The 21,147-nt window shown below is 33.4% G+C and carries 21 protein-coding genes; 17 read left to right on the forward strand and 4 right to left on the reverse strand.

Translation table 11 applies throughout. The features are described 5' to 3' along the window. The first annotated feature begins 198 nt into the window (after positions 1 to 198). From C4F50_RS11380 to C4F50_RS11415, 8 genes are all read left to right on the forward strand, one after another. Entirely contained in the window at positions 199 to 963 is a 765-nt protein-coding gene (locus tag C4F50_RS11380; protein WP_194138778.1) for an alpha/beta fold hydrolase, read from the forward strand. 52 nt (positions 964 to 1,015) lie between these two features. Next, positions 1,016 to 1,360: a phage holin family protein gene (locus C4F50_RS11385; protein WP_194138779.1), complete on the forward strand. Its 345-nt coding sequence runs from the start codon at positions 1,016 to 1,018 to the stop codon at positions 1,358 to 1,360. A 114-nt stretch (positions 1,361 to 1,474) separates the two neighbouring features. Continuing rightward, the gene (locus tag C4F50_RS11390) at positions 1,475 to 2,797 is read left to right on the forward strand and encodes a trigger factor (protein WP_194138780.1); all 1,323 of its coding nucleotides are present in this window, start codon (positions 1,475 to 1,477) and stop codon (positions 2,795 to 2,797) included. A 316-nt stretch (positions 2,798 to 3,113) separates the two neighbouring features. Then, positions 3,114 to 3,788, forward strand: a complete 675-nt coding sequence (gene clpP, locus C4F50_RS11395) for an ATP-dependent Clp endopeptidase proteolytic subunit ClpP (RefSeq protein ID WP_194138781.1) — start codon at positions 3,114 to 3,116, stop codon at positions 3,786 to 3,788. 174 nt (positions 3,789 to 3,962) lie between these two features. Continuing rightward, positions 3,963 to 5,195, forward strand: a complete 1,233-nt coding sequence (gene clpX, locus C4F50_RS11400) for an ATP-dependent Clp protease ATP-binding subunit ClpX (protein WP_194138782.1) — start codon at positions 3,963 to 3,965, stop codon at positions 5,193 to 5,195. A gap of 186 nt (positions 5,196 to 5,381) precedes the next feature. Then, complete coding sequence (locus tag C4F50_RS11405; RefSeq protein ID WP_194138783.1) at positions 5,382 to 6,545, forward strand: hypothetical protein; 1,164 nt, start codon at positions 5,382 to 5,384, stop codon at positions 6,543 to 6,545. A 75-nt stretch (positions 6,546 to 6,620) separates the two neighbouring features. Continuing rightward, on the forward strand, positions 6,621 to 7,199 hold the full coding sequence (locus tag C4F50_RS11410) for a hypothetical protein (RefSeq protein ID WP_194138784.1): 579 nt from the start codon (positions 6,621 to 6,623) through the stop codon (positions 7,197 to 7,199). Between the two features lie 326 nt (positions 7,200 to 7,525). After that, positions 7,526 to 8,179, forward strand: coding sequence for a murein L,D-transpeptidase catalytic domain-containing protein (locus C4F50_RS11415; protein ID WP_194138785.1), 654 nt, complete (start codon positions 7,526 to 7,528; stop codon positions 8,177 to 8,179). A 14-nt stretch (positions 8,180 to 8,193) separates the two neighbouring features. Here C4F50_RS11415 and C4F50_RS11420 read toward each other — a convergent pair whose 3' ends face one another. Next, positions 8,194 to 9,159, reverse strand: coding sequence for a GlxA family transcriptional regulator (locus C4F50_RS11420; protein WP_194138786.1), 966 nt, complete (start codon positions 9,157 to 9,159; stop codon positions 8,194 to 8,196). Between the two features lie 141 nt (positions 9,160 to 9,300). On the opposite strand from C4F50_RS11420, the gene C4F50_RS11425 reads away from it, so the two are divergent. From C4F50_RS11425 to serB, 7 genes are all read left to right on the forward strand, one after another. Further along, complete coding sequence (locus C4F50_RS11425) at positions 9,301 to 9,714, forward strand: VOC family protein (RefSeq protein WP_194138787.1); 414 nt, start codon at positions 9,301 to 9,303, stop codon at positions 9,712 to 9,714. Then, a complete protein-coding gene (locus C4F50_RS11430) occupies positions 9,711 to 10,133 on the forward strand; it encodes an SRPBCC domain-containing protein (RefSeq protein WP_194138788.1) in 423 nt (140 codons plus the stop codon). Before C4F50_RS11425 ends, C4F50_RS11430 begins: the two co-directional genes overlap by 4 nt. An 11-nt stretch (positions 10,134 to 10,144) precedes the next feature. After that, positions 10,145 to 10,549, forward strand: a complete 405-nt coding sequence (locus C4F50_RS11435) for an SRPBCC family protein (protein WP_194138789.1) — start codon at positions 10,145 to 10,147, stop codon at positions 10,547 to 10,549. A 327-nt stretch (positions 10,550 to 10,876) separates the two neighbouring features. After that, positions 10,877 to 11,287, forward strand: a complete 411-nt coding sequence (locus C4F50_RS11440) for a VOC family protein (protein WP_194138790.1) — start codon at positions 10,877 to 10,879, stop codon at positions 11,285 to 11,287. A gap of 1 nt (position 11,288) precedes the next feature. Continuing rightward, positions 11,289 to 11,726: an SRPBCC domain-containing protein gene (locus C4F50_RS11445; RefSeq protein WP_194138791.1), complete on the forward strand. Its 438-nt coding sequence runs from the start codon at positions 11,289 to 11,291 to the stop codon at positions 11,724 to 11,726. A 30-nt stretch (positions 11,727 to 11,756) separates the two neighbouring features. Next, the gene (locus C4F50_RS11450; protein ID WP_194138792.1) at positions 11,757 to 12,191 is read left to right on the forward strand and encodes a VOC family protein; all 435 of its coding nucleotides are present in this window, start codon (positions 11,757 to 11,759) and stop codon (positions 12,189 to 12,191) included. Between the two features lie 156 nt (positions 12,192 to 12,347). Continuing rightward, complete coding sequence (serB, locus tag C4F50_RS11455; RefSeq protein ID WP_194138793.1) at positions 12,348 to 13,577, forward strand: phosphoserine phosphatase SerB; 1,230 nt, start codon at positions 12,348 to 12,350, stop codon at positions 13,575 to 13,577. 498 nt (positions 13,578 to 14,075) lie between these two features. Here serB and C4F50_RS11460 read toward each other — a convergent pair whose 3' ends face one another. Continuing rightward, on the reverse strand, positions 14,076 to 14,327 hold the full coding sequence (locus C4F50_RS11460) for a redox-active disulfide protein 2 (protein ID WP_194138794.1): 252 nt from the start codon (positions 14,325 to 14,327) through the stop codon (positions 14,076 to 14,078). Between the two features lie 3 nt (positions 14,328 to 14,330). After that, positions 14,331 to 15,857 (reverse strand): GH3 auxin-responsive promoter family protein, encoded by a 1,527-nt coding sequence (locus C4F50_RS11465; protein ID WP_194138795.1) that lies wholly within the window; start codon positions 15,855 to 15,857, stop codon positions 14,331 to 14,333. A gap of 252 nt (positions 15,858 to 16,109) precedes the next feature. Between C4F50_RS11465 and C4F50_RS11470 the strand changes: the two genes are divergently transcribed. Together C4F50_RS11470 and C4F50_RS11475 are read left to right on the forward strand one after the other, a co-directional pair. Continuing rightward, a complete protein-coding gene (locus C4F50_RS11470) occupies positions 16,110 to 16,904 on the forward strand; it encodes a DUF2797 domain-containing protein (protein ID WP_194138796.1) in 795 nt (264 codons plus the stop codon). A 246-nt stretch (positions 16,905 to 17,150) separates the two neighbouring features. After that, positions 17,151 to 18,194 (forward strand): glycosyltransferase family 9 protein, encoded by a 1,044-nt coding sequence (locus C4F50_RS11475; protein ID WP_194138797.1) that lies wholly within the window; start codon positions 17,151 to 17,153, stop codon positions 18,192 to 18,194. A 292-nt stretch (positions 18,195 to 18,486) separates the two neighbouring features. Here the strand turns inward: C4F50_RS11475 and C4F50_RS11480 are convergent, their stop codons facing one another. Next, on the reverse strand, positions 18,487 to 21,111 hold the full coding sequence (locus tag C4F50_RS11480; RefSeq protein WP_194138798.1) for an AsmA-like C-terminal region-containing protein: 2,625 nt from the start codon (positions 21,109 to 21,111) through the stop codon (positions 18,487 to 18,489). Between the last annotated feature and the right edge of the window lie 36 nt (positions 21,112 to 21,147).

A 21,147-nucleotide genomic window follows, 5' to 3' on the forward strand; every position in this document is an offset into this window, starting at 1 on the left:
AATTAATTGAAATTGTTGGTCTTATTTTTGGGCCGCAAGATAGTTTTTTTAATCTTTAAAAGTTTACGGAAAGCCGTAAAAATGTAAACTTTTTTTTATTAATTTTTTTCTGTTGAAAATACTTCGCAGAACATATTCTGTAACAGATTAATAGATAAGTTTTTTACATTTGTAGTAGAATTTTAAAGAAAAAAATAAATGTTATACTCAAAAATAGAAGGCGAAGGAAAACCTTTTGTCATCATGCACGGATTTCTGGGAATGTCTGATAATTGGAAAACTCTGGCAGGACAATATGTAGAAGCCGGTTTTCAAGTTCATATTTTAGATTTAAGAAACCACGGGCGCAGTTTTCATTCAGACGAATGGAGTTATGAAGCCATGGTTCAAGATGTTTATGAATATTGTCAAGAAAATCAATTAACAAATATTGATATTTTAGGACATTCAATGGGTGGAAAAGTGGCAATGCTTTTTGCAGCAACACATCCAGAAATTGTAGATAAACTAATTGTGGCAGATATAGGTCCGAAATTCTACAAACAACATCATCAGGATATTTTGGCTGGTTTAAATGCAGTCGATTTTTCTATAAAACCAAGTCGAACTGACGTTGAAGAAATCGTATCGCAATATGTATCTGATTTTGGAACGAGACAGTTTTTGCTGAAAAATCTATATTGGAAAGAACCAGGACAATTAGCGTTCAGATTTAACTTAGAGGCTTTTAATAACAATTTGGATGCTATTGGAAAACCTTTGTCAGATGGATTAATTTTCGATAAGCCGACATTATTTATTCGTGGTGGAAATTCAGGTTACATTCAAGATGCAGATTTAGAAGACATTCAAAGTCGCTTTCCAGATTTAAAATTAGAAACCATTCCAAACGCTGGACATTGGCTTCATGCCGAAAATCCGAAAATGTTTTTTGAAATTACAAGCGAGTTTTTAAAGCAGTAATTGTTTTATTGAAAAAATGATTACTTTTATTTAAACTTTTAAAATATAAAATATGAAACTATTACTTCGACTTCTTGTTACTGCAGCGCTGGTTTTACTGATTGCTAATCTCTTGTCAGGAGTTCATGTAGCAAGTTTTGCAACCGCTGTAATTGTAGCAGTAGTTTTAGGTTTGCTTAATATATTTATTAAACCAATTCTAGTTCTGTTTACACTGCCTGTAACAATAGTAACTTTAGGATTGTTTTTGTTGGTCATAAATGCCCTCATGATTATATTGTGTACGTATATAGTAGGAGGTTTTGCAGTAGACTCTTTCCTGACAGCGCTTATATTTAGTGTTATCTTGTCTGTACTGCAGTCTATAACCTATAAAATATTAGGAGACGATAAATAAATAAAATGAACAGCGTTGCAAAACGCTTCAAATACAATAAATTAAAAACTTGGCTGGGTTGCAAAAATTTTATAATTTTGCAACCCAATTTTATTATGTAAATTAAAGAAGAAGATGGATATCAAAAGAGTAGCAATAGACGCTGTAAACGAGACAATCGTTATGAACGTTGTTCATATGGATTATAAAGGTCAAGTAGCAAAAAGAATTAACGAAAAAATGCCTTTAGCACAAGTTAAAGGATTTAGAAAAGGCGCCGTGCCTAAAGATCTTGTTGAAAAACAATATGGGAAAGCTATTAAGCAGGAAGAGATCAAAAAAGTAGTTGATTTGGCTTTAGAGCGTTATATTCAATCTGAAAGATTAAATCTATTAGGAACGCCGCTTCCTAAATTCTCAGAAGATTTTAACTGGGATGCAGAAGAATTAACTTTTGAATATGAAATTGGTTTAGTGCCAAACTTCGAAATTGATCTTGAAGCAAAAAATAATATCGTAAAATACATTGTTACTGCAGACGATAAATTAATCGACGGACAAGTAGAGCGTATCCAAAAACAATTTGGAAAAGCAATCCCGCAAGAAGTATCTGATGCAGATTCTGATTTGACAGGAACTTTCTCAAACGAAGCAGAAGGAATCAACAATACAACTACAATTGCAATTAGCGCATTCAGCAAAAAAGCAGGTGAGCAATTCGTAGGTAAAAAAGTTGGAGATGTAGTTAAAGTAAGCACAAAAGGTTTATTTGATGACGATCACCAATTAATGGATTACTTAAAAGTAGGTCACGAAGGTGTTCACGGTTTAGATGTTGATGTTGATTTCACTATCAGCGCTATCAACGGATCTGAGCCGGCAGAATTAAACCAAGAATTGTTTGATAAACTTTTTGGAGAAGGAAAAGTAGCTTCTTTAGACGAGTTAAAATCAAAAATTAAAGAAGACGCAGAAGCTCAATTCGCACAGCAGGCAGATCAAAAATTATTGATGGACGTTCAGGATTTCTTGATCGAAAATACAAAATTCGATTTACCAGCTGAATTCCTTAAAAAATGGCTTCAGACTGTTGGAGAGAAAAAACTTTCTCCTGAAGAAGCTGAGGTTGAATACGCTAGATCTGAAAAAGGACTACGTTTCCAATTAATCGAAGGAAAAGCAATGGCTCAAAGTAATATCCAAATTACATTTGAAGACTTAAAAGCATTTACATCTGGTGCAATCAGACAACAAATGGCTCAATTTGGACAAACAAACCCAACTGACGAAGAAGTAGAAGGAATCGTGGCTAGAGTTTTATCTAACCAAGAAGAAGTAAAAAGACTTTCTGAGCAAGTTGTAGCAGCTAAATTGTTAGATTTATTCAAAGAAAAAGCAAATCCAACTACAAAAGAAGTTACTTACGAAGAATTTATTGCTGCGTCTTACGGAGAATAATTTCTGAAATAATATTCAATTAAGAGCGTCAGGAAGTTTTTTCCTGGCGCTCTTTTGTTTTAATTTATTTTTGATTACTTTTCAGAAGCTAATCCAGCTATCCGTTACAAGTTTTTTTATTGTCTGCTTTTTTGTAAGGTAAAAAAAGAGCTTCCGTTGGTCGCTTTTTTCTACCAACAAAAAATAGCTGCCAATCAAAAAAAGCTTTTCACTGCTATCTGGGCTAGAAATAGGACAAATTGACATTCTTTTCAAAGAGGTACAACCTTTGATGAGATAATAACATCAAATAACGTAAAACTTAGAACACTTAAATATGAACTACGGTAAAGAATTTAAAAAGTTTGCTACAAAGCACCAAGGAGTAAATGCAATGTACTACGATAAAATCGTTGCAGCAATGAATCCAACAAACATGACTCCATATATTATCGAAGAACGTCAGTTGAATGTATCTCAACTGGATGTATTTTCAAGATTAATGATGGACAGAATTATCTTTTTAGGAACAGGTATCGACGACCAAATCGCTAATATCGTTCAGGCACAATTATTATTTTTAGAAAGTGCCGATGCTTCAAAAGACATTCAAATTTACTTAAACTCTCCAGGAGGAAGCGTTTACGCAGGTTTAGGAATTTATGACACCATGCAGTACATCAAACCAGACGTGGCAACAATTTGTACAGGAATGGCAGCTTCTATGGGAGCAGTATTATTATGTGCAGGAGCAGCAGGAAAACGTTCGGCATTACCACATTCAAGAGTAATGATTCACCAGCCATCTGGAGGAGCACAAGGTGTAGCAACAGATATGGAAATCAACTTACGTGAAATGTTGAAATTGAAAGAGGAATTGTATCATATCATTTCACAGCATTCTGGACAAACTTTTGATAAAGTGCACAAAGACAGTGAGCGTGATTACTGGATGAAAGCAGACGAAGCAAAAGAATACGGAATGATCGACGAGGTTTTAAGAAGAGGTTAAAAAAAGTTTCAGATTTCAAGTTTCAAGTTTTGACAGTTGTTGGGAACTTGAAACTTGAAACATTTTAAACTTGAAACAAAAATAAAAAAGTTAAGAGGTTGCTAAGTTTTTGGGTATAAAACCATAAAACTTTAGAAACTTAGTATCTTTGCAGCTTAGAAACTTAAATAAAGAATGGCAAAAGTAGTATTAGAATGTTCGTTTTGTGGAAGAAAGAAGCCAGAAACTAATTTATTAATCGCCGGTATCAATGCACACATTTGTGATAAATGTATTGAGCAGGCACACGGAATTGTGCTAGAAGAATTAAAATCCAGCGGAAGCGCAAAACTAGTTGGAGACTTAATTTTAAAGAAACCAAAAGAAATCAGAGCTTTCTTAGATCAATATGTAATTGGACAGGATCAGACTAAAAAAGTAATGTCGGTTGCGGTTTACAATCACTACAAACGTTTAATGCAGCAACAGCTGGATGACGAAGTAGAGATTGAAAAAAGTAACATCATTATGGTGGGACAAACCGGAACAGGAAAAACATTGGTTGCCAAAACAATCGCAAAAATGCTAGACGTTCCGTTAGCCATTGTTGATGCTACGGTATTAACAGAAGCTGGTTATGTTGGAGAAGACGTCGAAAGTATTTTGACACGTTTGCTTCAAGCGGCCGATTATGATGTAGCAAAAGCCGAGAGAGGAATCGTTTTTATTGACGAAATTGATAAAATTGCCCGTAAGAGCGATAATCCTTCAATTACGCGTGACGTTTCTGGAGAAGGCGTACAGCAGGCATTATTAAAATTACTAGAAGGAACTGTTGTAAACGTACCGCCAAAAGGAGGCCGTAAACATCCAGACCAGAAATTTGTTGAGGTAAATACTCAAAACATCTTGTTTATTGCAGGAGGAGCTTTTGACGGAGTAGAGCGTATTATTTCCAAACGTTTAAACCGTCAGGCAGTTGGATATTCAACTTCAAAAAATGCTGATAATATCGACAAAGATAATTTACTGCAATACATTATTCCGAAAGATATAAAAGACTTCGGATTGATTCCAGAGATTATTGGTCGTCTTCCAGTTCTTACACATATGGATCCGTTAGACCGCGAAACATTACGTGCCATCTTGACGCAGCCTAAAAATGCATTGATAAAACAATATCAGAAATTATTTTTAATGGATGAAGTTGAGTTTACCATTACAGACGAGGCTTTAGATTTTATTGTAGACAAGGCTTTAGAATACAAATTAGGAGCTCGTGGATTACGTTCATTATGCGAAGCAATCTTAACAGATGCCATGTACGAATTACCAAGTTCTAGTGATACTACACTTGTAATTGACAAAGAATACGCAGAACATACTTTGAATAAAAATTTATTGAAGCGTATGGAAATTGCTTCTTAAATATTGAAATACTTTTTCAAAGCTTTAACTTTGATTAAAATCTTTTAAACCTGTTCAATAAATGAACAGGTTTTTTTTGTTTTTGCATGAAAATATTTTTTTTAACTTAAAAAAATATCAAAACTAAGTTTGTAAGAATTTATTTCATATTTTTGTTTGTAATACTAATCATTCAAAGTAAAAATTATGAAGAAAAAAATTAAAAAGATTATTGTTTTAAGCGTAATTGCTTTGACATCTGTTGTTTTTTTGAGATGTCAAAAAGATGATGATTCGTCAAATCAGTTGCGAGAAAAGATTCAGACAGTTACCATTGATGAAGCGAAGGATTTTCTGCAACATTCTAAAACTAATTCTTTTGGAAAATCAACAAATAACAAAATAGACAATCTTGAACTTGATAAAATTACGCAGGAAAAAATAAATGGTAGCAATCAGTTATTAACTGTAGTTCCTGTAGTAGCGGATAATAATCTTAAAATTGATAGGGTTCTGTTACTGAAACTCAACAACGAAATCAAGAGTGTCGTTTTTAGTATGTATCCTGATGAGAGTTCTCGTGAAGGAAGTTTTTCAGGAGAGTTGTTTACTTACTCGATAGATGGTAAATTTATTAGCGGATTCAGAGCAAAAAGTGGTGTAATTGTAAGTCAATTTTTAGAAGATAATAATGTTGTAAAATCTACTTCTAAGAATAGTAAAATACCAAATTCTACAAACTTAACTGCTATAGAATTAGACGGAGTGAGAGTTCAAAACAACTATCGCAATCAATTATATGCATTAGATGTTTTTGGCCCCACCTTATTTGGCAATGATATTTATGACAGTGGCTATTATTATGAAGGAGTTGACTATTATTCTTGGGATGCTGGACGTGGAGGTTATGATGTTCCTGAAGTTAAAGATGATTTGCCTCCTAGTTGTGAAAGTTTTAATTTTACATCAAAAAAAGGGGCTAATTGGCAAGAAGCTGCTGTTAAAAATATTACCTTTCGAATTATTGTTCTTACGCAAAGGAGAACTGAAGTAACAAATACAATGATCTTTCCCCAAGCTGTACTTTTTGGTATGCCAATAAACTATAATAAAGGAAATGGCGATGTTACTTCTGGTGCGGCAGCAACAGTTTCTGCTATGGTTCTTAATGAAACTATGAAAGAGATGGCTAATCTGTATACTCGAACATTAACAAATGAATTAACATTAAGGACTAAATTTCAAGAACTTTTAATAAAAAATTATAGAACTTATACAAATGGCGGGACTGTTAATTTTAATTCTACATCCTCATTACCAGCAACAAATTATAAAACAAACATAAGAGAAACTGGTCTTTGTGATGATTAAATAATTGTATATAAATCGGATGTTTATCAAAAAAAATAAATGATGAAATCGGATTATTAAATCATATTTGAAAAAATGATAGAAGATGTTTTAACAAATTTTATTTACTTATATTATCCAAAGAATATATGTCCTTGGGATAGTAAAGAAAAATATTTAAAGACCTCAGAATATAAAAGATTACAATCTACAATCAATTACTTTGATTCTAATAAAAGTCATGAGATACGAAGTAATATTAAAAAAGCATTTGAAGATGATTTGATTTTAAGAGACTTTGAAGATTTTTCTATCCTAGATAGTAATCAAGATCGATGTTATACTTTTTTTCTGAATGTATTTGAAGAGGGACAATTGTATTCAATTTCTTTGTATTTAAGTTTTTTAATTCCTTATTACACAATCAGGAAACAATGGCATCCAGCCGAGCCTTTTTATTCAAAAGAAAGAATTGAAGAATTAGAAAGAGAAAAATTAGACACAAGAAAAATAGATGAATTAGTTTTTGCTGTCGAAAGTATAGTTGAAAGCAAACTTTTTTATGAAAAATTTCCTCAATTGTTAATGGATGATAAAATTTCAGATGTAAGTTTTGGGGATATTTATCTTGGTAATTTCACGATGTTTAATGCTTTTTTCAATAACAGAAAATAAATGAAAACAATAACTAAATACTATTTAATCTTTTTAGTAATTAACCTTTTTTTTATAATCTATTTTTGTTTTAATGAGCATCTTTATGTTTTTGGAGTATATGATACTTATTTCTGCATAAGTTATTTCTACTTTGCTTTATTATTTCTAATATTAGGGAGTATTATTTATTTTTTGAGATTGTTTCAATTAAAGCAAAGAGGCTTAAAGTAGGAAAAAACGAATTTTAATTAAGAAAACCTGTTCATTTGTTTGAGCAGGTTTTTTTTATTCTTACAGTAATCCTACTTTCTTATATTTGTCCTAAATGATTGTGTAATTAATTTATGAAAATACTCAACGGACTAATTGGTTTATTTTTATTTTGTGCTTGCCTGACGAAGGCAGAAGATAAAACGGATCTGGTTTCTGAAAAAGAAACGCGGAAAATTTTGAATACCGGAATAAAAGCTAAGGAAATAGATTATGATTTTTATTTTAAAGAAGCAAAGCTTTTTACCCAAACCAATAACTACAATCAAGATTTCTTTTTCCTCATTGATTTGGGAAAGCATTCTGGTTTAAAAAGATTTTTTGTTTACGATTTCAAGAAAAGTAAAATTATAAAATCGTATATGGTCAGTCATGGCTGCGGAGACGCACCTTGGGGAAGCACAATAAACAAAGAAAATGCACCTGTTAGTAATGTACCCGATTCACATTGCTCGTCGATTGGGAAATACATGATTTCGAACCGAGGTGCGAGCCAGTGGGGAATCAAGGTTAATTATCTGCTTATGGGTAAAGAAAAAAGCAATTCTAATGCTTTGAGCCGTGCCATTGTACTCCATTCTTGGGATGCTATTCCAGATAATGAAATTTATCCAAACGGAACACCAGAAGGCTGGGGCTGTCCTGCTGTTTCTAATGAAAGCATGAAAGAGATTGACGAACTGCTTAAAACCAACAAAAGGGTTTTAATGTGGATTATTAAATCTTAGAGAATTTCAAAAAATTACTGAACCCTGAATTTCTCCCGATATTCAATAGGCTTCATGCCAACCATTTTATAAAACACTTTTCTAAAAGCTTTTGGATCGTTGTAGCCCGTTTTTTCGATAATTTCTGAAATCGAAAGCTGGGTTTGTTCCAAGTATTTCTTCGAACTTTCGACTCTTATATTTTGCAGGTATTCGATTGGCGGAATTCCGGTAACCTGCTTAAAACGCCTTGTCATATTGCGGGTGCTGGTCGGAATATCTTTTGTAATTTCTTCCAGTTTTTCGATAGAATGATACTGACTTTCGATTTTTTGCTGTAGCATAGCAACCAAAGTATCATTGTGTAAATGATTGGGTCTGAAAGTACTGAAATAGCTCTGTTTGTAACGATTTAAATCGATCGAAAAGATTTTAGCAATTTGTACAGCCATTTCGTTGCCGCAGAATTTCTGAATCAAAAGAATCAATAAATGAAAAGTCGACGTAGAGCCTCCGCTGGTATATAAACTCCCGTCTGCAGTAAGCGTTTCTTCTGGCTTCAGTTTTACCATCGGAAAAGCTTTTGTAAAAGCGCTGCACGCATCGACATGTGTAGTAGCCAGTTTTTCGTTTAATAAACCCGATGCCGCAAAGAGAAATGCTCCCGTACAAAAACTTGCTAATTCGGCTCCGGCTTGATGTTGTTTTTGCAGCCACGGAATAAAACTTTTATTTTTCTTAATCATCTCACTCATATTATCGGTTGTAAAAGCCGGAATCAAAATCAGATCTAAAATAATTTCAGAATGCTCTATCGCGTTAGCTTTGTAGCCAAAAGGATTTTCCTGATTAATTTGATTTTGAGATTGAAAAATCATAATCTCAAACGGTTTTTCGGTGCCCGAAGTAAGTTTGTTAGCCGTTTCAAATACTTCTAAAATGGCTGCAATACTTAGTAACTTATAATCGTGAGGTACGATCAAACCTAATTTCTTGCTCATGATTTTCTGGGTTTTGGAAATTTGACTTCTGTACAAAAATAGTGATTTTGTCTTATTTGCCCCTAAAGTTGACTTTAATTGCTATTTTAAACTAATCTTAATATTTTAAATTTGTTTTAATTAATTCGTAATTTTATAAAGATGAAAACAAAAATATTCTTAAATCTTGCTGTAAAAGATTTAAAAAAGTCTATTGCTTTTTTTACACAGCTGGGTTTTTCGTTTAATGAAAAGTTTACTAACGAAAAAGGGACTTGCTTAGAAATAGGTGAAAATATAAACGCAATGCTTTTGGTTGAAGAATTTTATCAAACCTTCACTAAAAAGCAAATTTGTGATACAGCTACAAGCAGCGAAGTTCTTATTTCCATTTCTATAGAATCTCGTGAAAAAGTAGATCAAATCATGGATAAAGCAATAAACGCTGGAGGAACTGAATACGTAGAAACAAAAGATTATGGCTGGATGTATCAGAGAACTTTTCTGGATATTGACGGACATCATTGGGAAGTCTTTTATATGGATGAAAATAATATTCCAAATAATCCAGAATGATTTCGGTACAAACCATAATAAATGCACCGATTGAGATCGTTTGGAAATTATGGACGCTGCCAGAGCATATTCTAAAATGGAATTCTCCTTCGCTGGAATGGCATACCACTTTGGCAGAAAATGATTTAAAAAACAATGGTCAATTTAAATATACCATGCAGACAAAAGATCAAAGTGCAGGATTCGATTTTGAAGGCGTGTATACAAACATCAACGTTTTTTCGTTGATTGAATACAAGCTGTTTGACAATAGAACAGGCAGTATTCTTTTTGAAGAAAACAATAATGGCGTAAAGATTACAGAGACATTTGAACCTAACAATCAGGATTCAAAAGACATGCAAAAGCAATGGTGTCAGGCTGTTATTGATAATTTTAAAGCCTATGCGGAATTAAATGAAACAACAATTAATAACTAAGAAAATAAAAAATGATAACAGTACAAAACAAAATAATTGCCTCTAAAGAAAAAGTCTGGGAATTTTGGAACACGCCAGAACACATTACAAAATGGAGCTTTGCATCGCCAGATTGGCATACGCCATACGCCGAACTTGATTTAAGAGAAGGCGGGAAATTTAAATCGACAATGGCGGCAAAAGACGGCAGCATGAGTTTTGATTTTGAAGGCGAGTTTACTTTGGTAGAAGAAAATAAAGCATTGCAGTATGTAATGGCAGATGGCAGAAAAGTCGAAATCAGTTTTATTGAAATGCCTGACGGAACAGAAATTATCGAAAGTTTTGATCCTGAAACACAAAATCCGATAGAGATGCAGCGCGCCGGCTGGCAGGCAATCTTGGATAATTTTAAAAAATATGTAGAAAGACATTAGATTTAAATGTACAAAGTAATGTCATAAAGAATTGATAATCTGATAAAAGGTTGAAGGCTTTTATTAGAGAAAAAAGACCGAAGATGACACAGATTATTTTGTAAAGACGAGGATAAAAATGGGTTTTTTATATTGAAAGCAGAGAATCTGTGTTTATCGCGATAGCGAATCGGTTTCATCCGCGTATCCAATTCAATAATAGTACTTTGAATTTGTTTAACCATTTCAAATACGCACTTGACAGTAATAGAATGAAAATAACACTTAAAATGACTTACATAACTTATATGGTTTAAAAAAAAATATCTAACACAAAAAAACAAAAAAATGACAAAACAAATATGGTTAAATCTTCCTGTAAAGGATGTAGCAAAAGCGAAAGATTTTTTCTGGAAAATTGGTTTTTCGTTTAACGAACAACACGATACCCCAAGTTCGACTTGTATGGTAGTTGGCGAAAATCATTTTGTGGTGATGCTTTTTGAAGAAATGCTTTTTTCAAGTTTTTCGCAAAATGGACTTACTGACACCAAATCGAGCTCAGAAATTCTAATTTCGATCGATGCAGAAAGCAAAGAAGAAGTCGACGAGCTGGCTCAGAAAGCAGCAGAAGCGGGCGGTACTGTTTTCTCGCCCCCGGCAGAAAGTCAAGGCTGGATGTATGGCTGCGGATTTGCCGATTTAGACGGTCATCGCTGGAATGTTTTATATATGGACTTTAGTAAATTACCTCATTGATATGGAAAAACTTCAATTTAAAATCAGTATCAAGGCTTCTAGAGAAAAAATCTGGAAAGTCTTATGGGACGACCAAACGTACCGAAAATGGACAAGTGCTTTCTGTGGAGAAAGTTATGCAGAATCGAATTGGAACGAAGGAGATAAAATTTATTTCTATGGGCCAAATGGAGAAGGGATGAACAGCGTTATTGAAACTAAAATTCCGAATGAATATATGGCTTTTAAGCATTTAGGTGAAATGAAGGACTTTAAAGAAGTACCGCCAAACGAAGAAACCGAAAAATGGGCAGGAGCAATGGAAACCTATCGATTAACCCAAAAAGGCGACGAAGTTGAACTCGTTACAGAAGTTGATGTAATCGAAAAACACATCGATTATTTTAAAGAAGCTTTCCCAAAAGGAATGGATGTGATAAAAGAATTGTCGGAAGAATAAAAAAATAGATTAACAATAAAAAATAAAAAAATGGCAGCAGTAAATCCTTATTTAATGTTTAACGGGACTTGTGAAGAAGCATTTCTGTTCTATAAATCAGTTTTTGGCGGCGAATTTCCGTACATCGGAAAATATAAAGACGCACCAGCAGAAGAAGGTGAGCAGCTCTCTGAGGAAGCTCAAAATAGAATTATGCACGTTTCACTCCCAATTGGAAACACGATTTTAATGGGAAGTGACAGTCATCCAAGATATGGAGATGTAAGCTTTGGTGATAATTTCTCCATTTCGATTAATGCAGAAAGTACAGACGAAGCAGATAGAATTTTTAATGGGCTTTCGGCAGGAGGAAAAATAGAAATGCCGATGAACAAAACTTTCTGGGGCGCATATTTCGGAATGTTCAAAGATAAATTTGGCGTGAACTGGATGGTGAATTTTGATGAAAATGAGCCAAACAAATAACTAAAAAGTTACGATATTCTGATACCTAAACAGAATTGTTAAATTATTCAAAAAAGCACATTATTATGTGCTTTTTGTATTTAAAAAAACAAACAATATTCTTTTTTATCACCAATAGATTGTCGATTTTTGTCGCTTCAAATTCATAAGAAAAAAATGGAAGCAGAAGATAAAGAGATCATTTTATTAAAAGTTTCAGGACACGATAAAATTGGGGTAACAGCAGGTTTAACAGCCGTATTGGCAGCATACGATGCTAATATTTTAGATATTGGCCAAGCCGATATTCATGATACACTTTCTTTAGGGATTTTATTCGAAATCGCTGCCGGCTCAAGTTCTGCACCAGTTTTAAAGGATTTGTTGTTTAAAGCATACGAACTTGAAATCAAAGTAAAATTTATTCCAATTTCTATTGAAGATTACGAAACTTGGGTAAAATCGCAGTCAAAACAGCGTTATATCATTAATATTTTGGGCGAAAAACTAGCAGCCTCACAATTAGCTGCAGTCACTAAAATAATGTCAGATCAAAACCTGAATATCGATTCGATCATTAGATTAACAGGAAGAACGTCTATTGTCGAAAAAGAAGAATACCCTCGTTCTTGTATTCAATTGTCTGTAACCGGCGAAATTGTAAACAAGATTATCATGACAGCAAGTTTCATGGAAATTTCCAGAACATTAAACGTCGATATTTCGTTTCAAGAAGACAATATTTACAGAAGAAACCGTCGTTTGGTTTGTTTTGATATGGATTCAACATTAATTCAAACCGAAGTAATCGACGAATTAGCAGAATTAAATGGAGTAGGAGAACAAGTACGTGCTATTACAGAATCTGCCATGAACGGCGAAATAGATTTCAACGAAAGTTTCAAACAGCGTATGGCATTGCTCGAAGGTTTGAGCGAAGAAGTACTGCAAAACGTTGCCATCAATTTGCCAATCACAAAAGGCGCACATCGATTAATGAAAGCCTTGAAATATTACGGATACAAAACCGCTATTCTTTCTGGAGGGTTTACCTATTTTGGTGAATACCTGCAAAAAGAATTGGGGATCGATTACGTCCACGCCAATCAATTAGAAATAAAAGACGGAAAATTAACGGGTAAATATATTGGAGATATCGTAGACGGACAAAAGAAAGCCGAACACCTAAAAGCAATTGCCGAAAAAGAAGGCATACACATCAACCAGACAATTGCAGTCGGAGATGGAGCAAACGATTTGCCAATGCTGAACTTAGCCGGCCTCGGAATCGCTTTTCACGCCAAACCAAAAGTAAAAGAAAGCGCTTCGACTTCCATTTCAAGTTTAGGTCTTGATGGAGTTTTATACCTTTTAGGATACCACGACAGGTATATCGATATGATGTAATTCAAATTATCACCATGAGCGAAGTTGAAGGGCTTTTAGTTCATTTTTTCAATTTCGACAAAAGAGAAGTCACACTCGGAAATCGACAAAGATTGGGTTTTCGTTCCGTAGTTACGAACGAAGATTTCTTTCTCGAAATTTCAGGACAGAAATGATAATATTGAGAAAACCTTAGCAGTTTAGAACCTCAGAACCTCAGAACCTTAATAATGGCATGCCCCTCCGGGTCGGGCTATCCGTTTCAATCTTTTGTGCCTCCCGAAGCCTTGGGACCGGCACAAAAGGATTTCCACTTCTATCCCTCATGCGATTTAGTGGAATCACCGTTTTTTATTCAAAGATAAATTCAAAAGAAAAGATATCAATTGCCTTCAGCTTTAGCTGGAGGTATAGAAAAATAATAGAAAGGGCTTTAGTCAAATACGATAAATATTTGGCTAAAGCCCTCAAAGAGTCTGTATGTAACCACTAGCTAAAGCTAGTAGCAATTGATGTAATTTAGTTCTCTTTACTACGAGAATCCAATTCCTTCTTAATTTCTTTTAAATTATTCAGATTCAGAAAAAGAATAGGGAGCAGTGCAATAGGAATAACATTCATGGCACTGAAACCTTTCATAAAAATGATGAATAAGTTTAGAGCAAATAACATAAACAAAACCACGGCAAAAATAGTATTGACCGTTTTTAATGCCTTCTGATTTTTAATCAGTTCTTCGGTAGTCATTTCGCTGAACTTGGTGTTTTTCATTTTTTAGATAATTTTACTTTGACACATCTCTTTCAACTGCTCCAAATAATCTCTTTGGTTCGAAAGTCTCGGAATTTTATGCTGTCCGCCCAATTTATCTCTTTCCTTTAACCAATCGTAAAATAAATTCTCTCGTGCAACATTAATCACAAGCGGATTCAAAGTCATATTGTTGTAACGTTTCGCTTCGTAATCGGAATTTAACGTCTGTAAAGTTTCATCAAGCACTTTTTGAAAAAGACCAACATCAGCCGGATGTTTTTTAAACTCAATCATCCATTCGTGTGCACCTTTTTCTTTATCCTGCATAAAAATAGGAGCAACCGTATAATCGATCACTTCAGTCTGCGTCACCTGACATGCTTTTGCAATCGCCTGGTCGGTATTTTCTACCATTAATTCTTCACCAAAAACATTAATATGATGTTTGGTTCTACCGGTAACTCTAATGCGATATGGATTTAAAGATGTAAACCGAACTGTATCGCCGATCAAATAACGCCATAAGCCAGAGTTGGTCGTAATTACAATAGCATAATTTTTATTCAATTCTACATCTGCAAGACGAATTACTTTTTGGTCTGGAGTTCCAAAAGTATCCATTGGAATAAATTCGTAAAAAATCCCGTAATCCAGCATCAGCAGTAAATCGCTGGAATTGTTTAAATCCTGAATAGCAAAAAAGCCTTCAGAAGCATTGTAAATTTCGTAGTATTTAAAATCCTTACTCGGCAGAATTTTTTTGTACTGCTCTTTGTACGGAGAAAAACTAACGCCTCCGTGAAAATAAACTTCCAGATTCGGCCAAAGTTCCAAGAGACTTTGTTTGCCTGTATTTTCGAGAACTTTGTTCATTAAAACCAGCATCCAGGACGGAACTCCTGCAAAGCTGGTTACATTTTCGTTTTTCGTTTCATTAATAATAGCTGCAATTTTCGTTTCCCATTCGCTCATAAGCGAAGTTTTACTGCTTGGCGTACTGCTGAATTCTGCCCACATTGGCATATTTTCAATCAAGATGGCCGATAAATCGCCAAAGAATGTATTGTTGTTTTCGTAAATCTGCGAGCTGCCTCCTAAGCGAAGACTTTTTCCCAGAAACAATTCAGAATCTTCATTATTATTTAAGTACAAACAAAGAAGGTCTTTACTGCCTTTATAGTGGCAGTCTTCAAGCGCCTCGTTGCTTACAGGGATAAATTTACTTTTGGCATTAGTAGTGCCGCTTGATTTAGCAAACCATTTTATAGGAGTTTCCCAAAAAACGTTTTGTTCTCCTTGACGTGTACGTTCTATAAGAGGCTGCAATTCTTCATAAGTTGCAATCGGTACTCTTTCTGCAAAAGTCTGATATGAATTTATAGACGAAAACTCATATTTTTTTCCAATCACAGTATTTTCAGAAGCCGTCAATAAGTTGTGCAATAATTCTTCCTGAACTTCATTTGGATATTTTAAAAAGAGCTCAATTTGGTGAATCCTTTGTTTTAGGACCCAAGATGCAAACGAATTAATTATAGATAACGGCATGGGTAATTTTAGATTTTAAATTGTTGATTTTAGATTACGGATTTTACTTATTATGGTAAAAGCAGCAGATATAAAATTTGAATATCAACAGACAAATAGTAACTTTGTCACTGTATCAAAAATAGTGTTTTTTTGTAATAAAATCCACTCCTTTTGCACTAAAGATTTAACTCTAAAGATGATTTTTTAAATGAAAAAAATATTTTTAAAGCAATCTAAAATATAAAAATCTAAAATCTACAATTTTCTCAAATGACATACCAAGGTGTACTTAGCAAAATGCAGACTGAATTAGGAAATCCGATTCAATATTATTTGGTTTTCGAAGACAGTTTTTTAAATGTAAATCAATTATTGAATAAAGAAATTGAAATTAATTTTGCAGGTTATCAATGTCTTAATTGTAATAAAAAGAAAAAAATATTCCGTCAAGGTTTTTGTTACGATTGTTTTTATTCAAGTCCCGCAGTAGGAGACTGGATTATGCGTCCCGAATTGAGTACAGCACATTTAGGAATAGCAGATCGAGATTTGGACTATGAATCAAAAGCGCAGTTACAGCCTCATGTGGTGTATCTGGCTGTTGCCAGCGAAATTAAAGTAGGGGTTACCCGCAAAACTCAGGTGCCAACACGCTGGATAGATCAAGGTGCGGCCCAGGCAATTGCAGTTGTTGAGGTTCCAAATCGTTATTTGGCAGGAATCACCGAGGTTGCCTTAAAAGACCATTATACAGACAAAACCAATTGGCGAAAAATGCTCCAAGAAAACAATCAGGTTTTTGATTTGATTGCCGAAAAAACCAAGATCGAAAATCTTATTCCTGCTGAAGTTAAAGAATATTTTTATGCTCAAAAAAATGATGTCTACGATCTGCAATATCCGGTTTTGAGCTACCCTGCAAAAGTAAACAGCTTAAATTTGGACAAGACACCATCTTACTCAGGCAGACTTACGGGTATTAAAGGCCAATACTTATTATTTGAAGACGGAACGGTTTTTAATGTACGTGGTTCAGAGGGTTATCTGGTTACAATAAACGTCTAGTGTTTTAGCTCACTCGTCTATTTTTAGGGGGATATCGTATAATTATTAATGCAAATGTGCGTTTATCATTGTATTTTAACAACTCCTAAGATAAAGAATGTGAATTTTGATAAATTATTTTACAATTTTGTAATATTTGCTTATTCAAAGAATTTAATTTTAGGAAAAATTTAACTTATATTTGAAAAGATATGTGCAGCAACTTATCAAATAATGTTAAGCTTAATTCGTAAAATAATTTAATGAATGGGTAACTTAAAAAAAGTTAACGAAGTCAGGCGTAAATTAATGCGTAATTTGACTAAAAACATTGGAAATTCGGTTAGTAAAAGCGGACCAATTGATAAAAGTAAAATTAAAAGAGTCTTAATCTGCAGGCCCAACGGCAGGCTGGGAAATCTGCTTTTAATTACACCGCTTATTCAAGAAGTAACCAAAATATTTCCAGATTGTACTATAGATTTATTTGTAAAAGGTACTTTGGCACCAATCGTTTTTGAGAAATACCAAAACGTTGATAAAATCATAGATTTACCCAAAAAACCTTTTAAAGAGCTCGTAAAGTATCTTAAAGTTTGGACCACAATCAAAAAACAGAATTACGACATGGTAATTAATGTGGATCAAAACTCTTCTTCGGGACGTCTTGCTGTTAAATTTTCTAGTGCAAAGTATAAGTTCTTTGGGGATCTTCCAGAAAATGTAAAATTAGAACATCCAGATTACGATCATATCGCAAAATACCCTGTTTATAATTTCAGATATTTTTTAAAACAATCGGGAATTGAAATGACAGAGGAACCTGTTGCACTTTTAGATTTAAGACTTTCTGAAAACGAAATCGAAAACGGTAAAAAAATCTTAGATCAAATTATCGATCCAGCCAAAAAAACAATCGCGGTTTTTACATTTGCAACTGGCGATAAGTGTTACTGCGTTTCCTGGTGGGAGACATTTTATAAAGCATTAAAAGACGAATATCCCGATTATAATATTTTTGAAGTTTTACCTGTAGAAAATGTTTCGCAGATCAATTTTGAAGCACCAAGTTTTTATAGTAAAGATGTTCGCGAGATAGGTTCTGTTCTGGCAAATGTAGACGTGTTTATAGGTGCAGACAGTGGTATTATGCATTTGGCCAGTGCATCAAAAGCCCCAACTGCAGGCTTGTTTTCTGTTTCTAATTTGAAAAAATACGAACCTTACGGAAACGGAAGTGTTGGTTTAGATACCAATGTTTTAGACGTTCCCGATTTTATAAAAGCAATAAATACAATCTTGAAAAAATAAATTGGATATATATTATAAAAATTTAACCGCAAAGATTTTTTAATCTAAATCGCGGTCTTTATAAATTAAAAAAGTTCGCAAAGCTACACAGACAAAGCTTTGCGAACTTTATGTTTATAAATATTTCAAAAAAAACTTCCGCTCTTTGCGGTTAAAATAATCAGCCATTTTAGTCCTCTTAATAATTTTAAATGAAACCAAAATAAAAACCTGTTCGAGAATAAATCTGGAACAGGTTTTTTATAATTAAACTTAGAACCTAAGCATCTTAGCCTCTTAGCAACTTAGTAAATTAATTCTTTTTCTTGAAAAGACCGTTTATTAAGTCACTTGCTTTTTTAGTTGCCTCCTGAGTTTTTTGCTCTTTTTCAGTTTTAGCAGCTTGTGTAGTATCTTTTGCTTTCGTGTTTTTATTAATTAAATCTGTTAAAGCAGAAGTTCCTTTTTGCGTCAATTTCTCTTTTTGCTGGTTTACCAATTGTGTGGTTAAGTTGGTTACAGCAGCTTTCATATCGGTACTGATTTTCGGATTAGAAAAGTTTCCAGTCATCATTGCCGTAATTGGAATATTGTCCAATTTTGCAGCATCTGCAGGAGATAATTTAGCAATCAAATTGTTTGCTTCTGTTCCAAGATATTTAGCAGGAACATCAAATTTGATGTTGTAATTCATCGTTTGATCAAAACCGTGTGTCCCGCCAATGGTAGCTTTTATGTCTTGATATTTAATATCAAAAGGTTTTACATTTACTTTTCCGTCATCAAAAGTAAGCGCCATTTTCAAATCATTCAGATTCAATTTGTTTAAATCTAAGAATTTAGCATTTGAGCTTAATGAATTTAATAGCGTAGAATTCTTAGGATTAACAGTTGTAGATAATAATTGGCCTAATAAATCTCCAGAAATCGATTTTAAATCAGGAGTCAATTCTTTAGCATCCAGATTTCCATTCAATTTAATAGTAGAATTTAATTTACCATTAATGATTCCCGCAATCGGAGCGATTTTTTTCATCATATCCAGCTGCGTAAAAGTCTGAGCAATATCAACTTGATTGAAACCTAAATTCACGTCAAAAGTTGGTACTTTTTCTTTAGTAGAAACCGCACCAGTTAAACCAATTGTTCCTCCAAAAATAGAAGTTTTAAAGTTTTCTAAAGTCGCTTTTTCGTCTTTAATAATCAATTTACCAGAAACATCTTTTAATTTTAAATTATCATACAAAACGGTAGTCGCTTTTGCATTCAAAGTACAATTTAAAAACGCAGGAATCTTCATTGCTTCAGCAGGTTTTGCTTGTGTTTTTGTCTCTGATTTTGATTCTGTATTGGTTTGTGTTTTAGCAGGTTCGCCAGAAGTCATAAAATCATCAACGGCCAATTGATTAGAACTCATATTGAAGTTTCCTCTTAATTCTTGTTTTTTAAACATAAAGCCGTAGAAATTCTCCAAAATTCCGTTAATGCTGATGTCACTTTTTCCTGTAGTAGCATCAAATTGTTTTAAGTTAATTGTGCTGGTGTTAAACTGAACCAATGCCGTGCTAATGTTCATTGATTTGTTGTTCTCATCCGTATATTTAAATCCTGATAAGCTCATAGTTCCAGCATTTTTAATGTTTTGATACTGGCTTTTTTCAACAGAAGCCATATCAAAATTAGTAGTAACATCAGCTTTTAAAATACCTGCCAATGGTTTGTCTAATTTAATTGGATATGCTTTTGAAAGATTAGCTAAATTGATTGTTCCTTTTAAGGCAGCATCAATAATAGGATTAACAGTGATGTTTTTAATATTCGCTTTAGCGCTGAATACGTCCTGATCGATTCTAAAAGTAAGTTTATCCAGATTAACATAAGTATCGTTTAGAATTCCCGTTTCATTGATGATTTTAGTATCAATTACAATATTCTGAACCGATTTAGGCAGATTTGGATATTGGAAAGAAGAGTTGTTTGATGCAATTGCGATATTGAATTTCGGAACTGTTGTGTCTGTTAATTCTCCTTTTGCAAAACCATTTACGGTAAAATCTCCAGTTGTTTTTACTCCCGCTAAACTTGATGAATACGCAGAAGGAATTAAGCCTAAGAAATTGGTAAAAGATGAAGTTGGAGTTTTGAATTTCAAATCGTAAATCTGTGCTTTTTCAGCCATTTGAATAAAACCGTCAAACTCTAAAGGTAATTGGTTGATTAAAGCTTTATTTTCTTTAAAAGTATATTTGCTTTTTTCTAAATCAATTCCAAGAACAGCATCTAAAGTCAGTTTTACATTTTTCATGTAATTCATTTTATCCATGTCTAACGAAACGTTAGCAGTCGTTTTTGTATTTAAATCCAGTACAGAATTGGTAAAATCTCCGGTTCCTTCGTGATTTAAGCTGTCAATAACCATTTTAATTTTAGAACCTTGATCGATATATCTAAAAGTAAAATTCTCGATTTTATAGTTTTGAATTTTTAGCGAAAGCGGCTTGCTTTCCTCTGTTTTAGTCTCTTCTTTTTTATCTTTTAAAGCAATATCAAAGTTTCCGACACCGTCTTTATTAAAAATAATATTGATTAATCCGTTTGTAGAACTAATTCCCTGAATATTTAGAGGTTCATCTTTTCCTTTAAAAAGTTCTTTAATACTCATTTTTAAATTTAATTCTCCCAAAGACACCAGCGTATCTCCTTCAAAAGGCGCTTTGTTGATGATAACCAGTTTTTCAATTCCCACAGTAGCATTTGGGAAATTTTTGAACAAACTTAAATCAGCATCATTAAAGCTTACTTTGGCGTCAACACTTTCGTTAATCGCTTCGGCAATTTTGGCTTTAATTTGATCTTTGAAGAAGTACGGAATAGCAAACAATGCAGCTATAAATACCACTAGAACAATAGCACTTATTTTTAAAACTTTCTTTAGCATATAAATATAGATTTGAGGTTTAACTTAAAATCGACC

Source organism: Flavobacterium hungaricum, from assembly GCF_015182285.1.
GTDB classification, from domain to species: domain Bacteria; phylum Bacteroidota; class Bacteroidia; order Flavobacteriales; family Flavobacteriaceae; genus Flavobacterium; species Flavobacterium hungaricum.